Origin of the sequence: Thalassobacillus devorans (assembly GCF_900176565.1) — a bacterium.
Taxonomy (GTDB): domain Bacteria; phylum Bacillota; class Bacilli; order Bacillales; family Halobacillaceae; genus Thalassobacillus; species Thalassobacillus devorans_A.
In genome coordinates, this window is record NZ_FXEH01000005.1 from 1,164,639 (window position 1) to 1,184,056 (window position 19,418).

A 19,418-nucleotide genomic window follows, 5' to 3' on the forward strand; every position below is an offset into this window, starting at 1 on the left:
GGGCTTTTTAAAAAACAGCTAAACACCTCGAAAAATGTCGGAATCGCACTAATATAAAAGTTTTTTGGCAGATTGCTTGCTTTTCCTAAGCCCAGGTGCTATGCTTAGAACACTTATTATTGTTCGGATATGAGTGAAAGAAGAAAAATGTTTTCGTCTTGAATGAATATGAAGAGCAAGAAGAGTAATACAAGGTGGCACAGCCACGCAGGAGGAATTACCATGGTAGAAGGTACAGTAAAATGGTTTAACGCAGAAAAAGGTTTCGGTTTCATCGAAGTAGAAGGACAAGACGATGTATTCGTTCACTTCTCTGCTATTCAAGGCGAAGGCTTCAAAACTCTAGAAGAAGGCCAAGCAGTAACTTTCGATATCGAAGAAGGTCAACGTGGACCTCAAGCTGCTAACGTTCAAAAATAATTGACGTTACAAAAAGGACTCCTATATGGGGTCCTTTTTTTGTGCCTTAATCCCTCTCCGTCCCGACCTTCATCCTCTTCCTTCCAGGTCCACACACCTATATTCCTGGTAAATTTGTTACGCTTTACCAATCAAGAAATCGGGTAAGCAAGTATTAATTACCGACAACCTGGAAGGAGTTTACCTATGGAAAGCCTGATGACCTTGATTGAAACAGGGGTAGCCAATATATCCGACTTCCTCTGGACCTACGTATTAGCTATCATTCTCATTATCGGCGGAATATTTTTAACCGTTCAACTCAAGTTTTTTCAATTCCGTTTTTTCGGCCATGTACTCCAGCGTACGGTTGGTCAGATTTTTAAGAAAAATAAACACGAAGGCACCATTACGCCGTTTCAGGCATTTACCTCAGCCCTCGCTTCCACTGCAGGAGCGACCAATATCGTCGGGGTGCCTCTTGCCATTGCCATGGGCGGACCGGGTGCACTATTCTGGATGTGGATGGTCGCTTTGATCGGCATGGCTACCCGCTATTCTGAAATTCTCCTCGGCCTGAAATATCGGGAATTGAATAAAGAAGGCGTCTGGGTCGGCGGACCACAATATTACATCAAGAAGGGACTCGGCTGGAACAAAATCGCGGCCTTATTCGCCTTTTTCCTCATGATCGAAATTATTCCAAGTGTCATGGTCCAATCTAATTCCATCACAACCCAGGTCGAAGGAGCTTTTGGCTGGCCCGCCTGGATCACTGGAATAGCCATCACCATCCTGATTGGTATCATTGTTTTTGGCGGAATCAAACGAATCGGTAAAGTGACCGATAAACTCGTCCCGTTTATGGTGATTTCCTATTTACTTATCTGCTTTATCGTTATTTTTGCAAATATCGAAACGATCCCAAGTGTTTTCGGATTGATTTTCGCCCACGCCTTCACTCCTATTTCCGCCGCCGGTGGTTTTGCCGGGGCTGGAATTGCTCAGGCGCTTCGCTGGGGGATTGCCCGTGGGCTTTACTCCAATGAAGCTGGTCTCGGAACGGGACCCGTGGCCCACGCTGCTGCCCAGACCGACCACCCAAGTAAACAGGCATTGTGGGGCATCTTCAGTGTCTTTGTCGATACCATCGTCATTTGTACCATAACCGGCCTGACCGTACTTACCTCAGGTGCCTGGAAAGAGATTGGTGCTGATAATTCCGCCAACATGGTCAACGTAGCTTTCGCTGATGTATTCGGTGAGCAGTTTGGCGGAACATTTGTCGCTCTTTTCCTATTGTTCTTTGTATTCACGACGGTAAGTGTCGTCATTTTCTTCGGAGAAAAACAGGCGGAGTACTTGTTTGGGCTGAAGTTTTCAAAAGGCATGCGGATCGTTTATGTGATTTCTATCTACCTCGGGGCAATCGGAGGCCTGCAGTTCGTATGGCAGTTCCTTGATTTACTGCTGGCTGCTGTCGTCGTTTTCAACATTATCCCTGTGTTGTTTATGTATAAAGATATCAAGGCGATCACGGAGGATTATATCGAGCGAATCTACCGTGGCAAAGGCGGTAAGCCAACCATAAAATTATTCAGTGATGAAGCCAAGGAGTCAGAATAACTTAAACTACGAATTTAATTTGCGACTTTTTTAAAAATCATTCCAATTATAAAAAAGCCGGGGCGCTATGTCCCGGCTTATTTGTCGTCATTATCCACAAACCTTCCATGGTCAGGGATGGCAATCGTATCAAATTCGCGATTCAGTTTTGCTAAATTCTCGGTCAATTCTTCCCCGGCCATCGGATAACCATGACCAGTGACTGCCAAATTCGGCTTCAAAGCTTCAAGTTTCCGAACCGACTCCCAGGCATTATCCCAGTCTGTTGTCAGGTAACGCGGCGGCCCGCTGATTTCCTGTTCCTGGGTCAGCACTTTAAATAAATATTCCTGTTTCACGGTAATAAAAGCATCTCCGACAATCAACGAACGGTCCGACTCCCGGAAGAAAGAGACATGCCCCTGTGTGTGGCCCGGGGTATGGACCCATTGCCAGCCCGGCATATGCGGCACACCGCCATCGGCAGGAAGTGGATGCACATGTGAGCCAAGGTCGATTCCTTCATTCGGAAACATGCGGGACATTTTAGCTACCATTCCGCCCTCGACACTTGTATCAGGCTCCGGGTAATCCATTTCACCGGTGAGATAAGGCATCTCCAGCTCATGAGCATATACTGGTACATCCCAATGCTCCACCAGCTCTTCTACCGCCCCCACGTGATCAAAGTGACCGTGCGTAAGAATAATTGCTTTCGGCTTGTTGTTTTCCCCATATAATTCCTGGGCCGTCGCTAGTATATCATCTGCCGATTTCGGCATGCCGGCATCGACAAGCACCCAATCGTACGGATGCACGGGGCTTCCCACAAAGCAAACGTTGACCACTTGGATGGGAAGACAATGTATATCCGGCGTTAAAGGCTGTTCAATCCCACTGGAAACCGATGTGACAGGTATCAATCGATCCTTCATTAAAATTACCTCCTTCACTCCTTATTAATTATTGTCTTCCTAAAAATCATTTTTATTAAACTTCTGGATGGTATTGATACCGTTCTAAATCCACCCGGCCCGCTTCTGTTACTGGCACATCTTCACTTTCCAGAGAAAGGCGCTGGACTTCACTCCCGGCTTCATCACTTATGACGATTTTCCCTTGTGCGTTGACAACACGATGCCAGGGCAGTTTGTATTTTTGACTCATGGAGTGAAGAATACGCGCCACTTGTCTCGCTCCGCGCGGGCTCCCTGCCAGCCTCGCGATTTGCCCATAAGTCATAACTTTCCCTGGAGGAATCGTCGAAATAATTTTCACGACATCTTGCGTAAAGGATTCCATGAAATTCTCCTTTTAATAAGTGGATATAGGCAAATGTTTAATACTATCCTACACAAATTCACATAAAAACTCATCCACAAGTGGAAAAAGTTTAATTTTTCTGAGAGTTACTAACAATTATCCACAAACTTATTAACAATCCCTGTGAATTTTAACTTATTCACACAAAACCCCCAATACAAAACAGGTTATGCACAGAACTTATTCACATATTCACAGGTCATACCAGTTATTTAGTATAGGAATTCATGTTCGCTACTATATATATATCATTTATCCTCATGTTACTAACAAGGTGTGGATAATATCATAGAAAAAACTGCCTCTTTGTTAAAAGAGACAGTTTAACTTACTTTAAAAATCTTCTTGTGAGACGAGTGTGACTGTTGTTTCCTGTTGCTCCCCATTCCGGTAGAACGTAACCGTCATTTCATCGCCTACTTTTTTGTCATGGTACAGGTGCTGACGCAACTCGATGATATTCTGGATCGGTTCTCCATCCAGCTCCGTGATAACATCTAATTGCTCCAATCCCGCTTTAGAAGCTGGGGACATTGGTTCTACGGTACGGATATAAACGCCGCTGTCTACATCTTCCGGAAGGTTCAAGGTATCCGAGCGTTCTCCTCTAGGTACATCGGAAATTGAATATGCCTCTACTCCAAGGAATGGACGAGTCACTTGCCCTTCGTTTTCTAATTCATCAATGATCGGTTTCGCTTCATCAATCGGAATGGCAAAACCGATGCCTTCCACAGCAGAACGGGCAATTTTCATGGAATTGATACCAATCAATTGGCCTTCAATATTGATCAGGGCTCCTCCACTATTACCAGGATTGATCGCTGCATCTGTCTGAATGACATCCGCCTGCCAATCCGCTTCCCCGTCGCCATTAAAATCCTGCGGAATCGCGCGCTGCTTGCCACTGATGATCCCCTTTGTGACAGAACCGGAGAATTGCAAACCTAATGGACTTCCAATCGCGATTGCCGGCTCGCCAACCTTGATATTTTCCGACTTGCCGATTGGAATCGCTTTTTCCACTTCCTCAGAAGGCATCTTTAGTACAGCTAAGTCTGTAAATAAATCACTGCCGACGATTTCGGCTGTAATTCTGCTCTCATTAGCAAGGGCGACTTCGACTTTATCGGCTCCCTGGATTACATGGTGGTTTGTGACAACATAGGCTGTGTCACCATCCACTTTATAGATGACTCCGGAACCAGTGCCTGCTTCCCCTTCTTCCTGCTCCTGCCAAAAATTAGATCGTGATTGCAAATTGACTACCCCGACGACAGCTGGCGCGACGTCTTCTACAATCTCTGTGACTTGGGTAGTGACATCTACTTCAACACTCTGCGTGTTGCCTGAAATGTTCTGATCTTCATCGACAATTCGGTTTTCATCTTCTGTGCCTGACAAATCATAAGGAAGCAAATCTGACTGGATCAATGCCGGCATCGCTAATATCATTAAGACAGCGCCCAAGATGATTCCCACGACAGCTGGCATCGCCCAGCTTTTTTTCTTCTTTGGCTGATGACGCGTCTGTGAAGAGTGGTCGTCATAATAACCCATGGCTCACCCATTCCTTTCTATTTGTATTGGAATTCCTTAGTAAAACCTGGCTTGTTTACAGGAACTGCTTATGATCCCACTACATATAAAGGTGACGGCTGATTTGGATCCGTGTCATGAAGTTCGATACGAGAATCCAGTTCAAATCCTCTTTCTGTCAGCAAATTGCTGACAGACATGCGAGCAAGATCTTTCATATTGTTATCTTGACTTAAATGGGCTAAATAAATACGCTTTGTTCGATCCGTTATGATATCGGTCAGTGCAAGTGCACAATCTTCATTGGATACATGACCAGAGTCGCCAAGGATTCTCCGTTTGATATTCCATGGATATCTTCCAATCCGCAGCATATCTACATCATGATTCGCCTCAAAAATATAGGCATCAGAACCTTCAACGATTTTTTTGATACGTTCTGACACATATCCTAAATCGGTCACAAGTGAAACTTTTTTTCCGTTGTGCCGGAACGTATAAAACATCGGATCTGCAGCATCATGGGAAACACCAAACGATTCGACGTCCAGATCCCCAAAGGACTTTACTTCTTCCATTCCAAAATGAAATTTTTGATCAAGCGTCAATTTACCAAGGGATCCTTCCATTGCATGCCACGTTTTTTCATTGGCGTAAATCGGCAAATTATACTTGCGTGCAATGATTCCTAACCCCTTGATATGATCACTATGTTCATGAGTAACCAGAATTTTGGTCAATTCTTTGGGATTGATGCCGACATCCGCCATCGCCTGGTCGATCTTTTTTCCACTCAGACCGGCATCGACTAAAATTTTCTCCTGTTCTGTTTCTATATAAAAAGCGTTTCCTGTACTGCCAGAAGCAAGTACACTAAACTTCAAGGTCATAAATCGACCCTCCAACTATATTATTCATTCGTATCATCACTTTCTATACTTTCACCCGGAGCTGGGTTTTCTTCTTCCTCTTCCGGAGGAATGGAGGCTTCAACCGTTTCCATTGTATCTAAGATAAACTCGTCCTCTTCGATATCCAATACTTTTCCCTCGGTTGCATTGACGAAATATATTTCTTCATTGTTAACAGTGATTTTCCATGTCGGTGCAAACACTTGAATACCGGTCGGATCTTCCTTATTCGTCTTCGTCTTGGAATGATAACCGACAACCATATCCGTAATTTTGTCACCAGATGCTATATCCCCATTATCATACAACTGATAGACAGCTGAAATCGGCTGAACAAGTTCCGTTTTTTCATTTTCCGATTCAATATTACCAAGTCTAGTTTGATAATAACCAGTAATGTTTCCACCTTCAACCAAAAACATTAATAAACCACTTTCGTTGAAATAAATCGTCCTGTTATTATTTTTCTGAAAAAATAGCAGAACATTATGTTCATCATTTTTTCCCCAGTAAGCATATTGGTCGCTATAGATAAGGTAGTCATCCACTTTATCCATGATCTCTTCACTGCTATCATCATCTTCTAGGGGTATAGGGTCATTAAACTGGGCATGCAATAGAGTATTATTATGAACCTTAGGAGTAATGCCTTCTATACTTTCAATGGCAGCCATATCTTCTTCTGAAAATTCAGCCCGGCTTCCGTTAATAAATGCTATATCTTCCTGCTCCTCAGGGATTTCGGAATAATCTATATTCTCTAAAGCAAGCTGTTCTTCCGCTGGCGTGCTTTCTTCGATTTGTTCTAAGTTTTCATCTTGTTTTCCTAAAAATTGCTGCAGTAAAAACAGGTCGAGAATTAGAAAGCTCAGGATAAACAGTGTTTTGATTTGCCCCCATTGCATTCTAATTCCCTCCTTTCAAAACTGAAAAGTTCTCATCACGATCCACATTATACCAATTGCCATTATATTTAATAAACCAGCTCGGCATCATCGTATAGACATCATCATATTCATTGTCAGAAGGAACCATACTATAGCCAATTCGGATATCTTCAATCATGCGTTCGTTAAACTGTTTAGAACTCTTCAACTCAGCGAGAATATTTTCTCCCGAAGCCAACGTAACATTACCGCCTTCTTCCTGGTTTGTATCATAGGTAACAGCAATATGGATCAACGGTCTTTGGTAGATATATAATTCTTCCTGGCGATATTTGACCATGATCTCAGACAAATTACTTTTATCAAGGATCGGGTAACCATTGTAATTCATTTGATAGGATACCTGCTGGTCGGATATGTCACTTAAGTGATAGTCACCTGTCCAGCCTTCATGGGCGTTAATAAAGGACAGGCTTTCGCTTATAACCTCATCTGTGTCCAAAGGCAGGCCTTCTTTGGTCAATGCTTTTTCCAATTTCACACTCTTTTCATCCGGGGCTATTCGCAGCTCACTATCAAAGTCTGAAAAGATTTCTGTTCCATCACTTTTGATACTGCTTTTTACCCGCGATACGTCATCGAACAGAGTGTTCAATAAAGGTTCTGTACCGACGGGACTGACTGAAATATCATGGCGTGCCAGCACGACTTCATTTTTTGGTATAAATAGACGGGTTTCTTCTGTCTGATAAGACAGCATTTCAACTTTATTTTCAAGAGATTGATGTTCCTGGGCCATTGTCTGATAGGCGTCTGTCGACTGTACTTGCGCCCGGACTGTATCTCCACCATCAGCTGAAATAAACAAAACCTCGGTGATCGCTTCATTGCTTTCATCTAAGATAAATAATATATGCTTAAAGTTACCGTCCGGTATACTAAGCTTTTCGTCGTCACTGACTTTAAACAAATTCGGTATCATCTTTGTAGGGATTTCCGTAGGTAAAACAAATTCTGTCATATCATGGTTATCCGGAAAACCGGTCTCACTTGTTTCAAAATTATACAGATTGAAATTTTGGATGAGTCTGTACAATTGTTGTTTATTTGCAGGACTTTCATAGCTGTAGTCCCCGGAAAGGGTATGAAATATTATATTTTTTGGAACAATTACCTCACTGGTTGTCAGTGTCTGTCCATTCTCAATCTTTGTATTCTCGATAATCGGATCATCATCCTGAGTTTCATGATTCGGCTGATAGTTCCATAAAGCGACAGTTAAAAACAAACTGAACATAATCAGTATAAACAAAATGATCGTCTTCAAGGTTTCAAAATTCATGCATTACCCCTCCGCTTCTTTTTTACAAGCGGCAATGTAAAGTGGATGGTCGTACCTTTATTTTCTTTGCTTTCCGCCCAGATCTGACCATGATGCGCTTCAATCATTTCCCGGGCAATAGCAAGTCCAAGACCGGTTCCTCCCAGTTTACGGGTACGGGCTTTATCGACACGATAGAATCTGTCAAAGATTTTATCGACCTTTTCAGCCGGAATGCCCATCCCTTCATCCGATACACTGACTTGAATTTTATTATGAGCTGTTTTGGTGTAAAAACGAATGGTTCCGCCTTCCGGTGAATACTTAATGGCGTTCGAGATAATATTATCCATTACCTGGGTTATTTTATCTTTGTCCATCCATACATAGACTTTTTCGTTCGGAAGGTTTCTTTCAAATTTAATTCCTTCCGGTTCATTCATTTCAAAGCGATCGATAATATGATGGTAGAAACCGTTAAATTCGACACGATCCTTGATTAATTCATGGCCTTGGTTGTCCATTTTCGACAATTGAAGCAGATCATTGACAAGGCGGATCATACGCTCAGTTTCATTTTGAGTGACGTCGAGAAACCTGGGTGCAATCTCTTTATCCTGCCATGCACCGTCGGTCAGTGCCTCCAAGTAACTTCTCATCGTAGTCAACGGAGTGCGCAATTCATGAGACACATTGGAAACGAATTCGCGGCGTTCCCGTTCTACTTTTTCCTGCTCGGTTACATCACTGATAACGGTAATAAACCCATTCATATTCTGACGTTCATCGAGCACATAAGAAAAATTGGCTTTCAGGACCATGTATTGCTCGTCCGTGCTCATGTCTATCAGCATCGAGCCAGCATCCTGCACTTCCGATATATCTGTAATCTGATCATTGATATCCAATACATCAATCAGGGACTGCCCCTGGACATCTTCAAAGCTTCGACCGATCAACTGGGAAGCTGGTTTATTCATCAGCGTGATCGCTCCCAGCCTGTCTGTGGCGATGACACCATCCGACATATTAGCCAATACGGAACTAAGCTTCCTCCGTTCCCCCTCTGTGGTGGCTTGAGCAAGCTGAATTTTGTCATTCAAATCATTAAATGTGATAGCTAATTGACCGATCTCATCCGATCCATAGACATTTACTTTCTGAGAGAAATCACCGGCCGCCATTTTCTTAGCCTGTTTTCTCATTTCCGTAATCGGTTTGGTGATCGTCCTGGCTACTAATATTCCCAATAAAGCAGTGATGGTAAGAGAAATTAAAGTTCCGTTGGCAAAAATGCCATTGATCTCACGCATTTGTTTGTATATTTCATTCATTTCAGCTTCGAGATATATAGCACCGACCGTTTCCCCATCTACCATAATAGGAAACGTTCGGACAAGTATCCGGTCATTTTCTTCACTAACTACAATTTTTTCTCTGGACTCCCCTAACAGCAACGTGCTCTGGATATTAGAATCCCGTGTTTTCTTGCCGATATTATCCTGCTGTCCATATCCATAAGTGGCCAAAATCCTGCTGTTATTGTCCACCACGTACAATTCGGAAATATCACTTACTTCGAAATCACCGATAATGGACTGCACATCTGTTTCCAGGGTGTCATCTTCCTCGGTCCGCTCTTCATCAAAAGACTGGGTCAGGCTGTAAGTCAGCCATTGGATCCGGTCGTTAATCGAACTTTTAAAGTTGTCTTCTAAGTTCTGCTCCAGGTTTTGGGCAAAATATGCTCCAATTACCTGAATCCCTAAGAGCAGAAGCAGAATGTAAACGAGTATGATCTTCAGGCGGACCGATTGGAAAAAGCCAACTTTATTCATAAAAAACTACTCCTGCTCTGGATTACGTAAATAATACCCTACGCCACGCCGTGTAACGATCCATGTCGGATTACTTGGGCTCTCCTCGATTTTTTCCCGCAGCCTTCTCACGGTAACGTCAACCGTACGTACATCCCCATAATAATCATAACCCCATACAGTCTCCAGCAAATGTTCCCGCGTCATTACCTGCCCAATATGTTTTGCCAGATAGTGAAGCAATTCAAATTCACGGTGGGTCAACTCAATATAGTCCCCATCACGTGTAACCGTATAAGCATCCGGGTGGATGACCAGACGGCCGATTTTAATATCCTTCGACTGGGTTGCCGGGTCTTCCGGTTCCTGGAATCGGCGGCGCAAGTTCGCTTTCACCCTGGCAATCAGTTCCCGATTATTAAATGGCTTCGTCACATAATCATCCGCTCCAAGCTCAAGTCCCAGCACCTTATCAATTTCTGAGTCTTTTGCTGTCAGCATGATAATCGGCATATTATGTTTTTTACGGACTTCCCGGCAGACTTCGTTTCCGTCTTTATTCGGAAGCATAATATCAAGCAGAATCAAATCCGGATTCTCTGCATCTGCGAGTTCGATCGCTTCATCGCCATCATGGGCACAGACTACCGTATACCCTTCTTTTTCCAAGTTGAATTTCAAGATATCTGCAATTGGTTTTTCATCATCTACTACTAATATTTTTTGACTCATTGAATTCACATCCCTTTTCCATCCAAGTTTAGTTGATGCGTCTAGTTTATTTTACCTCATTTTCATGCAATTGTCTTTTTAAGGCAAACACTTACTCATACAATAACATAGCCGCGCTGCAAATACTTGCGCGCGGCTATGATTTCCTCTTGGTTTATTTAGATACATATTTCAAAGGGTCTACCGGTGAGCCATTTTTATGCACTTCAAAGTGAAGGTGCTCACCCGTGGAATTCCCGGTATTTCCCATTACGCCTATTTTGTCACCGGCAGCTACCTTGTCACCGACACTTACGCTGATGGAACTTAAGTGAGAGTATGTCGTCTTATACCCATTTTTATGATCGATTTCGACTTTATTCCCATACCCTCCACTATTGAACTGGGCATAGGTGACTTCGCCGCCATCAGCAGCTTTGATTGTCTTGTCGCTGACTCCGGCGATATCAATGCCGTTATGGGCTTTTCCCCAGCGTTGTCCCATCTTACTGGTGATGGTTCCCCCTACTGCCGGCCAGGTAAACTTGCCGTCTCCTGTAGCAGGTTTCTCTTTTGTACCTTTGAGGATGATCTCTTTCTTCGGTTCTTCTACTGTTTTTTCATCCAGTTTCTCTGTTTCGGTTGTTTCTCCATTCACCTTCGTAACGGCATAATGGATTTCTTTCGTACCATCAGAGCCCTTCTGCTCTACTTTTGTTTCGCCTTTATAAAGCTCATCTGTATTCTTAGTTTCTGTCTCATATGCGATTTTCGCTTCCTTGATTTCTTCTTCTTTCACGATAACGTCCACATAAGACTCCATTTCAGTTACGGTAACTTTGTCATCTTCTTTAAGATCATCGTTGTTTTCAATCTCATCGTTAAGCTTGAAAAATTCATCTTCCGTCATATCATATTTTTCAATGATTTCACTGATGGTTTCTCCGTCCTTCACCGTGTGGTCTTTTTCAACTTCTTTTCCAGACTTCAGTAGATCCACCGCTTCTTCTACCGTGGAAACTTCTTCAGGATCTATTGTATTCTTGTTAAAAGACACATCTTCTGATAACGATACATCTACTACAGCTGGACCATCGGATTGTTTTTCAATAATTTCTTCTTTTTCCATGTTTAACTCTGCTTTATCCAGGGAAGATTCATCTGTGTATTCCAATTTCAACTGATGGACGACATCTTCCGCAGCTTCCTTGTCGGGTAGGTTAGCGACTGTTTCACCGTCTATTTCTACCGTGTACACTTCTGCTTGTACATCAAGTTCATTCTCAATTTCGTCTGTCACTTGATCATTATCATTGGACGGTTCAAATAACTTTTCTTCCACAAAATTAATTTCATCCGATGTGGTAAGATTCATATTTTCATATTTTTCTTGCGCTTCATCGATACGATCATCGATGACTTGTTCAACCATTTCCTTATCATCAACAGCACCTATGTAGTCTTCTCCTACATACACATGATAAACAGTGGAGAGTTCACCTTCCGCCTGGACCGCAGGATGGACTAAAACCACCGTACTGAACAGGAAGGTAAGCATTAATTTTTTCCAAAAACCCGTATTTCCTGACGACTGTTTCCCTCTGAAAAGTGTTTCCCTCACTACGAAAATCCTCCCAAGTCATCTTTATCTCTATCTCTAATTTGCTTAATAATTTTGTCACTTCATCAATCTATCATAAGGTAGAAGGTTGTCGAAACAGGAAACCCGCATTTGTAATACACTTATAATATCCATGGCAGATACCGGTAACATTAGCAAAATACGCTTTATTTGACAGTTTTTTTAAATACAGTGATATCAAGGGTTGAGGAGCAATTGTCCGAATATTTTTCAATATCATTACAACTTTATTTCAACACGTTAGAACTACTTGGCTTGTCGGTAATTTTGCGATATCCTTAGTATTTCTTATACTTTAATCCTTTTTAATCAATTTCAATTTTTAAAGCGCAAAAAAGAGGCCTGAACGTTTCAGACCTCTTCTTCGCAGTGGCTTGGGACGGAATCGAACCGCCGACACACGGATTTTCAGTCCGTTGCTCTACCGACTGAGCTACCAAGCCATAATAGTAATTAGATTATTAGTTTCTCTTTGATCACATATCTGTGTTCTTCGTACAACTCGTTTGGATGGGGTTCTGGTCACGCTTATGGCGATGTTACGGCTTCATACCAAGCAGTAATATGCAGTAGTGACTTATGAGTGACAAAACTCGCTTGCTTTCGACAACGTGGTTAATCGTATCATAATAATAGATAAAGTGGCAATAGTTTTTTTAGAAATTTGTTAAAAGAAAAAGAAGTGCTATAACCATAAAAAGAGAGAGTCGGGAAATCGAATGAAGTGACTTCCTGACTCTCTTCTCTATTTCCTAACACGATCAATCTGCGCTGTATACGCTGCGAACGACATTGGTCTGGGAACGATCTGGGCCTACGGAGAAAATCGACAATGGGATCCCGGTAAGCTGCGAGATACGTTCCACATAATGGCGGGCATTTGCCGGAAGCTCATGGAGACTTTTCACGCCTGTAATGTCCTCTGTCCATCCTGGCATTTCTTCATATACGGGTTCACATTCTGCAAGCACCTTCAAACTTGCCGGGAACTCTTCTATGATTTCGCCCTTGTATCGGTAAGCAGTACAAATTTTCAATGTCTCTATTCCAGTCAATACATCAATCGAATTCAAGGACAAATCGGTTAGTCCACTGACACGGCGGGCATGACGTACGACCACACTGTCAAACCAGCCGACACGGCGTGGACGACCGGTTGTTGTACCGTATTCACGGCCGACTTCCCGGATTTGTTCACCGATTTCATCGTCAAGCTCAGTCGGGAATGGACCATCACCGACACGAGTAGTATAGGCCTTAGATACGCCGACCACATGCTTGATTTTTGTAGGTCCAACGCCAGAACCAATTGTAACTCCGCCCGCAATCGGGTTGGATGAAGTAACAAATGGATAGGTACCCTGATCGATATCGAGCATGACTCCCTGTGCCCCTTCAAAAAGGACACGACGTCCCTCATCAAGATTGTCATTCAAGACAACAGATGTATCGCACACATATTTCTTGATTTGCTGACCATATTCGTAGTATTCCTCTAAGATATCTTCCACGTGCATCGCTTCTGTATCGTATAGTTTCTCAAAATGGCGATTTTTCTCTTCCAGGTTAAGCGCAAGCTTTTCATGAAAAGCATCCTTGTCCATCAAATCGGCGATACGGATACCGACACGTGCTGCTTTATCCATGTAGGCAGGGCCGATACCTTTTTTAGTTGTACCAATCTTGTTGGCGCCTTTTTCTTCTTCCTGCAATTCGTCAAGCTTTAAATGGTACGGTAGAATAACATGGGCACGGTTGCTGATACGCAGATTGGCTGTCGATACACCTTTATCATGTAAATATTCCAGTTCTTCTATGAGTGCCTTTGGATCGATTACCATTCCATTGCCAAGCACACATATTTTATCATCAAAGAATATCCCGGATGGGATCAAGTGTAACTTATAAGTGACACCATCAAATTTTATTGTATGTCCTGCATTGTTTCCGCCTTGATAACGGGCTACAACTTCGGCATTTTGGGATAGAAAGTCCGTGATTTTACCTTTTCCTTCATCTCCCCACTGGGTTCCTACTACAACTACTGAAGACATAAGGCACCTCCGCCATTGATTATAGTTCATGTGATAATTTTTTTAGACACTCGTAAGTGTACCAATAGAAAAAGCATCCGTCAATCCAATAACCGAACATTAAAATTGCATCGGATATATTCGTTCGTGATTTTCCCATTGATAAACCAGGCATTCGACACTAGTCCGACCACTGGATATTCTTACCTCTATTTTATTAGTCGTATCGTCTGTTTTCTTGACGAAAAAATTCTGGGCAATATGTAAAAAAGGTAAGCACTGGTTGTGCTCACCTTTTCATCAGGCTGGTGGTATATCGCTTTCCTGGTAACGGTGATCGAGGTCGACGAACTTGTTGTATTGTTTTACAAAGGCAAGTTCGACCGTTCCGACCGGGCCGTTACGCTGCTTGGCAAGGATGATTTCGATATTATTATTCTCGGATTCTTGTTCATAGTAATCTTCCCGATACAGGAAGCCGACGATATCGGCATCCTGCTCGATACTTCCAGATTCCCGGAGGTCAGACATCATCGGACGCTTGTCCTGACGGGATTCCACACCCCGGGATAGCTGGGATAATGCGATCAATGGTACATTCAATTCCCGGGCTAACCCTTTTAAGGAACGGGAGATCTCGGAAACTTCCTGCTGCCTGTTTTCTTTGGAGTTGGCACTTCCCTGAATCAGCTGCAGGTAGTCGATCAGTATCATACCGAGCCCATTCTCCTGCTTTAAACGACGGCATTTGGAACGAATATCACTGACACGGATTCCGGGTGTATCGTCAATATAGATACCAGCGTTAGAGAGACTTCCCATCGCCATCGTCAGCTTCCCCCAGTCTTCCGCTTCAAGACTGCCTGTGCGGAGCCTCTGGGCGTCGATATTGCCTTCCGCGCATAGCATACGGGAGACAAGCTGATCAGCCCCCATCTCTAGGCTGAAAATAGCTACATTTTCATCGGTGTTAATCGCGACATTCTGAGCAATATTCAATGCGAATGCAGTCTTACCCATCGAAGGACGGGCGGCGACAATGATTAAATCATTACGCTGGAAGCCAGAGGTGATTTTATCCAAATCACGATATCCTGTCGGAATACCGGTAACACCTTCTGAATTGTTGTGAAGCTGTTCAATATTGTCATAAACGTCAATCAAAACGTCTTTAATGTTCTTGAAGGCTCCGGAGTTTTTCCGCTGGGAAACATCCAGGATATTCTTCTCGGCATCATTCAGGACGCTATCGACATCTTCTTCGTCAGAATAACCGGTAGTAACGATATCGGTGGCTGTCTTGATCAGCCGCCTTAAGATAGCTTTTTCATCGACAATACGGGCATAGTATTCGATATTAGCAGCTGTCGGAACGGAATTGGCCAGGTCACTTAGATAAGAGACGCCTCCGACTTCCTCCAGTACCTTCGCATTGGATAATGCCGTAGTTACAGTAACAAGGTCAATCGGTTCTCCTCGGTCCGATAGTGTTAACATCACTTCAAAAACACGCTGATGGCTGGCCCGGTAAAAGTCATCAGGCAATAGTTTCTCTGCTGCGGTCGACATAGCTTCAGGCTCTAAAAAGATCGCACCGAGAACCGCCTGCTCGGCTTCAATATTATGAGGCGGGGTGCGATCATTCCAAAATTCACTCACTTGCTGTTCCTCCCCTTTAGAAGAAAAAAGGATGGCATTATTGCTCTTCCACATGCACCTTGATCGTTCCTGTTACTTCCGGATGAAGTTTTACAGGTACGTTCGTGTAGCCGAGGGTGCGAATTGGATTATCAAGCTCAATCTTACGTTTATCAATTTTGATTTTGTGGGTTTTTTTCAGTTCATCGGCAATTTGCTTGCTTGTGATTGAACCAAATAGACGGCCGCCATCACCGGATTTCGCTGTCAGTTTCACTTCAAGTCCGGCCAGTGTTTCTTTCAGCTTTTCAGCTTCTTCTAATTCTTGCTGTTCTAGTTGTTTTTCTTTATTTTTCTTAGCTTTGAGTTCTTTCATGTTACCTGGTGTCGCTTCTTTAGCCAGGTTATTTTTCAGCAGATAGTTACGCGCGTAACCATCGGATACATTTTTAACTTCGCCTTTTTTCCCTTTACCTTTGACATCTTCTAAGAAAATGACCTTCATTCTGATGTTCCTCCTTCAAAGTATTCATCAATAATATCTTGTAACAATGCCTTTGCATCGTTTATGGTTGTATCTTCTAATTGGGTGGCGGCGTTCGTCAAATGCCCACCCCCGTTCATACGTTCCATGACCACCTGAACATTGACATCCCCAAGTGAACGCGCACTGATTCCGATGCGTCCATCTTTTCGTTCAGATATTACGAAGGAAGCTACCACTCCACTCATCGTGAGTAGCGTGTCAGCGGCCTGGGCGATCAGTACAGGTCCGTAGGTCTCCCCTTCATTTCCTGTGGCTATAGCAACGCCATCCCGATAAATCTCGGCACGTTCAATCAATTGACTGCGCCGTACATAAACGTTCAAATCCTCTTTCATGAACTTTTGAACAAGGATGGTATCCGCCCCTTTGGAACGTAAATAAGAAGCAGCATCGAACGTTCTGGATCCTGTACGCAGGGTAAAGCTTTTCGTATCGACAATGATACCAGAAAGAAGTGCTGTCGCTTCCAGCATCGAAAGCTTCAGCTTCTTCGGCTGGTATTCTAATAATTCCGTGACCAATTCTGCCGTGGATGATGCATAAGGTTCCATATAGACTAGTGTCGGATCGGATATAAACTCTTCAGCACGACGGTGGTGATCGATCACTACGACGTGCTCTGTCTTGCTTAACAGCTTTTCTTCCACCACCATGGAGGGCTTATGCGTATCAACAACGACCAGCAGCGTTTCGGTATTGACCATATCCAAAGCATCTTCCCGTGAAATGAAATGAGACCATAGTTCGTCGTCTTCTCTCACTTCATCGATCATTTTATCAACGCCTGTATCGATTTCATCTTCATCCATGACGATAAAACCTTCTTTTTCATTAGCCTGGGCGATTTTCAGAATACCAATAGCGGCTCCGACAGCATCCATATCCGGAGCTTTATGACCCATAATTAAAACACGGTCGCTTTCCTTAACCAACTCTTTCAACGCATGAGAAATGACTCTTGCACGTACACGTGTGCGTTTTTCCATTGGATTCGTTTTTCCGCCATAGAAGCGGACTTTCCCGGTATCATCTTTAATGGCAACCTGATCGCCGCCCCTGCCGAGTGCAAGGTCAAGACTGGACTGTGCCAGCTCCCCAAGTTCCGGAAGGCTGACAGGTCCCACACCGATGCCATAACTCAACGTTAATGGGACGTTCTGGTTGGATATCAGCTCACGGACTTCATCTAATATTTCAAATTTCGATTTCTCTAACTGATTGAGGATTTCCTGATTCATGACGGCCAGGAAGCGTTCCTGCGAAGTTCTTTTCAAATAAATCCCATATTCGTTTGACCATTTATTCAAAATGGACGTCACTTGGGAGTTGAGATGACTCTTGGCTGTATCATCCATGCCCTGGGTGATTTCCTCATAGTTATCCAGGAAAATAATCGACAGTACCGTCTGTTCATTGTGATATAAATGCTGGATTTCTGACTGTTTGGTCCGGTCAAACAGGTATAAAAGCCGTTCGTCTTTTTTGATGAAAGTCTGGAACTCGTAATCACCAATTTGGATCCAGGCTTCATTTTTATCCTCTTTGATACAAGTAACCAACTCCTCGGATAAATCCTGCAATGATTGACCCACCAATGTTTCTTCATCCCCGGAAAAATCATTCATATAGGGATTTGTCCACTCGACGCGGTAGTCTTCACTAAACAGCACAATCCCGATCGGCATCTCTAATAACGCTTCCTCTCCGACTTTTTTGACCCGATAGGAAAGCGTAGTAATATATTCCTCGGTTTCGTGAAGCATCGTCTGTTCGGCACGCACTGTATAATAGATAGATGCCGTAAGCAGTAATGTCATCAACAGACCGAGCGTCCATTCGTAATACCAAATGAAAGCAAGCAGGACGATGGACAACAAATAAATGATCCAAAAGTGTCTGCTTATCTTTGGTTTTTTAGCAAATTTCGTCATGAATGTCAGCTCCTACAATCAATATCCACGCATTCATTTTTTGTTTTCTTTGAGACGGCTCCGTAACGAAAATCCTAAATCAATTATACCTAAGATTCTTACAAGATAAAGCAGAACTGTCGGTAAAAGGATCGTTAAAATGATAGACAATACAGGGACTGCTTTTGACAGCTTTTTCACATGGGTATAGTAAAAGATAAACGCAAATCCCTGAAGCGCAATCAGTAAACCGGTCACAATGAAAACGTTAATAGCAGCAAGGTAAATCGTGCTGTTTGGATCGGTATTGATCCAGGTAAAGATCATACCAAAAAAGTAATACCATAAAATGGACGTTGGCAGCTTAAAATCTCTGAATTTAGCGAACTTCAAATCAGCCCTGTCCAGCCTGTTGATGATTTTGTAGCTGAGCAGCTGACTTATGAAAGCCATCACAAGCCCCATGATAGCAAACAGACTCGGAATGATATCCGGGAATTGCTTGAATTGTTCCTGCAGCGCCTGAATTTGTTCCTCTGTAGCTTCATTGTCGCCAGTGATGGTCTCCATCATTCCCTCAGTCATGGCAAATGATTCATCCATCATCGTATTGATTTCATCAATCCAATTGACTCCGAATAATAACTGGGTTACCAAAAACACAGCAACGAGACCTAACAGAAAGCCGACCGAACCGATTGCCAGGGTTTCATAGGAAGTACGCCGTTTATACAGGGATATCCCGATAAACAGCCCCCCGACCCCCGCCAGCAAGGTTAGCGGCAAAGAATAAATCGTCGCAGTCAGCAACGAAAGTATAATAGCAGCGAGCAGCATGAAGATACCTGGTTTGCCGCCGTGCCGATAACTATATAGAATAAAAGGAACGGGCAGTGTAAAAAATACCACGATTCCAAGAAACGGGACAAAAACGTTTATCAATAACAATATCAGATAAACACCTGTCATTAAAGCCCCGTCTGTAATTTGTTTCGACCCCATCATTTCCCCTGACACTCCATTCTTTCTCTATAACAGATATATGCTTCGATTAATGCCTGTGTACCTCCTACCATTCTAACATGTTTCTTCTTGTTACAATAAGCAATTACATATATTGACTGCACGGATTCTC

Annotated in this window: 16 protein-coding genes and 1 tRNA gene; 2 read left to right on the forward strand and 15 right to left on the reverse strand. The window is 43.1% G+C overall.

Going from position 1 to position 19,418, the window contains the following annotated elements; translation table 11 throughout:
• Positions 1–222 precede the first annotated feature (222 nt).
• The gene (locus B9Y67_RS10270; RefSeq protein WP_062443511.1) at positions 223–420 is read left to right on the forward strand and encodes a cold-shock protein; all 198 of its coding nucleotides are present in this window, start codon (positions 223–225) and stop codon (positions 418–420) included.
• A 186-nt stretch (positions 421–606) separates the two neighbouring features.
• Entirely contained in the window at positions 607–2,025 is a 1,419-nt protein-coding gene (locus B9Y67_RS10275; protein WP_254901773.1) for an alanine/glycine:cation symporter family protein, read from the forward strand.
• Positions 2,026–2,102: 77 nt separating this feature from the next.
• Here B9Y67_RS10275 and B9Y67_RS10280 read toward each other — a convergent pair whose 3' ends face one another.
• The 15 genes from B9Y67_RS10280 to B9Y67_RS10350 form a co-directional block, all read right to left on the reverse strand.
• Entirely contained in the window at positions 2,103–2,939 is an 837-nt protein-coding gene (locus B9Y67_RS10280; protein WP_085506602.1) for an MBL fold metallo-hydrolase, read from the reverse strand.
• 55 nt (positions 2,940–2,994) lie between these two features.
• Positions 2,995–3,306, reverse strand: a complete 312-nt coding sequence (locus B9Y67_RS10285) for an MGMT family protein (RefSeq protein WP_085506603.1) — start codon at positions 3,304–3,306, stop codon at positions 2,995–2,997.
• A gap of 354 nt (positions 3,307–3,660) precedes the next feature.
• Positions 3,661–4,887: a S1C family serine protease gene (locus B9Y67_RS10290; protein WP_085506604.1), complete on the reverse strand. Its 1,227-nt coding sequence runs from the start codon at positions 4,885–4,887 to the stop codon at positions 3,661–3,663.
• A gap of 68 nt (positions 4,888–4,955) precedes the next feature.
• Positions 4,956–5,756: an MBL fold metallo-hydrolase gene (locus tag B9Y67_RS10295; protein WP_085506605.1), complete on the reverse strand. Its 801-nt coding sequence runs from the start codon at positions 5,754–5,756 to the stop codon at positions 4,956–4,958.
• 20 nt (positions 5,757–5,776) lie between these two features.
• Positions 5,777–6,682 (reverse strand): two-component system regulatory protein YycI, encoded by a 906-nt coding sequence (locus B9Y67_RS10300; RefSeq protein WP_085506606.1) that lies wholly within the window; start codon positions 6,680–6,682, stop codon positions 5,777–5,779.
• A gap of 1 nt (position 6,683) precedes the next feature.
• Positions 6,684–8,006, reverse strand: a complete 1,323-nt coding sequence (locus B9Y67_RS10305) for a YycH family regulatory protein (RefSeq protein ID WP_085506607.1) — start codon at positions 8,004–8,006, stop codon at positions 6,684–6,686.
• Positions 8,003–9,823: a cell wall metabolism sensor histidine kinase WalK gene (walK, locus tag B9Y67_RS10310; protein WP_085506608.1), complete on the reverse strand. Its 1,821-nt coding sequence runs from the start codon at positions 9,821–9,823 to the stop codon at positions 8,003–8,005. The genes B9Y67_RS10305 and walK overlap by 4 nt, the downstream gene beginning before the upstream one ends.
• A 6-nt stretch (positions 9,824–9,829) precedes the next feature.
• On the reverse strand, positions 9,830–10,534 hold the full coding sequence (yycF, locus tag B9Y67_RS10315; protein WP_062443543.1) for a response regulator YycF: 705 nt from the start codon (positions 10,532–10,534) through the stop codon (positions 9,830–9,832).
• Positions 10,535–10,688: 154 nt separating this feature from the next.
• Positions 10,689–12,134, reverse strand: a complete 1,446-nt coding sequence (locus B9Y67_RS10320) for a M23 family metallopeptidase (protein ID WP_085506609.1) — start codon at positions 12,132–12,134, stop codon at positions 10,689–10,691.
• Positions 12,135–12,525: 391 nt separating this feature from the next.
• A tRNA-Phe gene (locus tag B9Y67_RS10325) sits at positions 12,526–12,598 on the reverse strand.
• A gap of 318 nt (positions 12,599–12,916) precedes the next feature.
• A complete protein-coding gene (locus B9Y67_RS10330; protein ID WP_085506610.1) occupies positions 12,917–14,209 on the reverse strand; it encodes an adenylosuccinate synthase in 1,293 nt (430 codons plus the stop codon).
• A gap of 279 nt (positions 14,210–14,488) precedes the next feature.
• Positions 14,489–15,847: a replicative DNA helicase gene (gene dnaB, locus B9Y67_RS10335; protein WP_062443552.1), complete on the reverse strand. Its 1,359-nt coding sequence runs from the start codon at positions 15,845–15,847 to the stop codon at positions 14,489–14,491.
• A 37-nt stretch (positions 15,848–15,884) separates the two neighbouring features.
• Entirely contained in the window at positions 15,885–16,331 is a 447-nt protein-coding gene (gene rplI, locus B9Y67_RS10340) for a 50S ribosomal protein L9 (RefSeq protein WP_085506611.1), read from the reverse strand.
• Positions 16,328–18,304 carry a DHH family phosphoesterase gene (locus B9Y67_RS10345; RefSeq protein WP_085506612.1) on the reverse strand — a complete coding sequence of 659 codons (1,977 nt, stop codon included), beginning with the start codon at positions 18,302–18,304 and terminating at the stop codon, positions 16,328–16,330. Before B9Y67_RS10345 ends, rplI begins: the two co-directional genes overlap by 4 nt.
• A gap of 33 nt (positions 18,305–18,337) precedes the next feature.
• Positions 18,338–19,288, reverse strand: a complete 951-nt coding sequence (locus B9Y67_RS10350) for a YybS family protein (protein WP_085506613.1) — start codon at positions 19,286–19,288, stop codon at positions 18,338–18,340.
• Between the last annotated feature and the right edge of the window lie 130 nt (positions 19,289–19,418).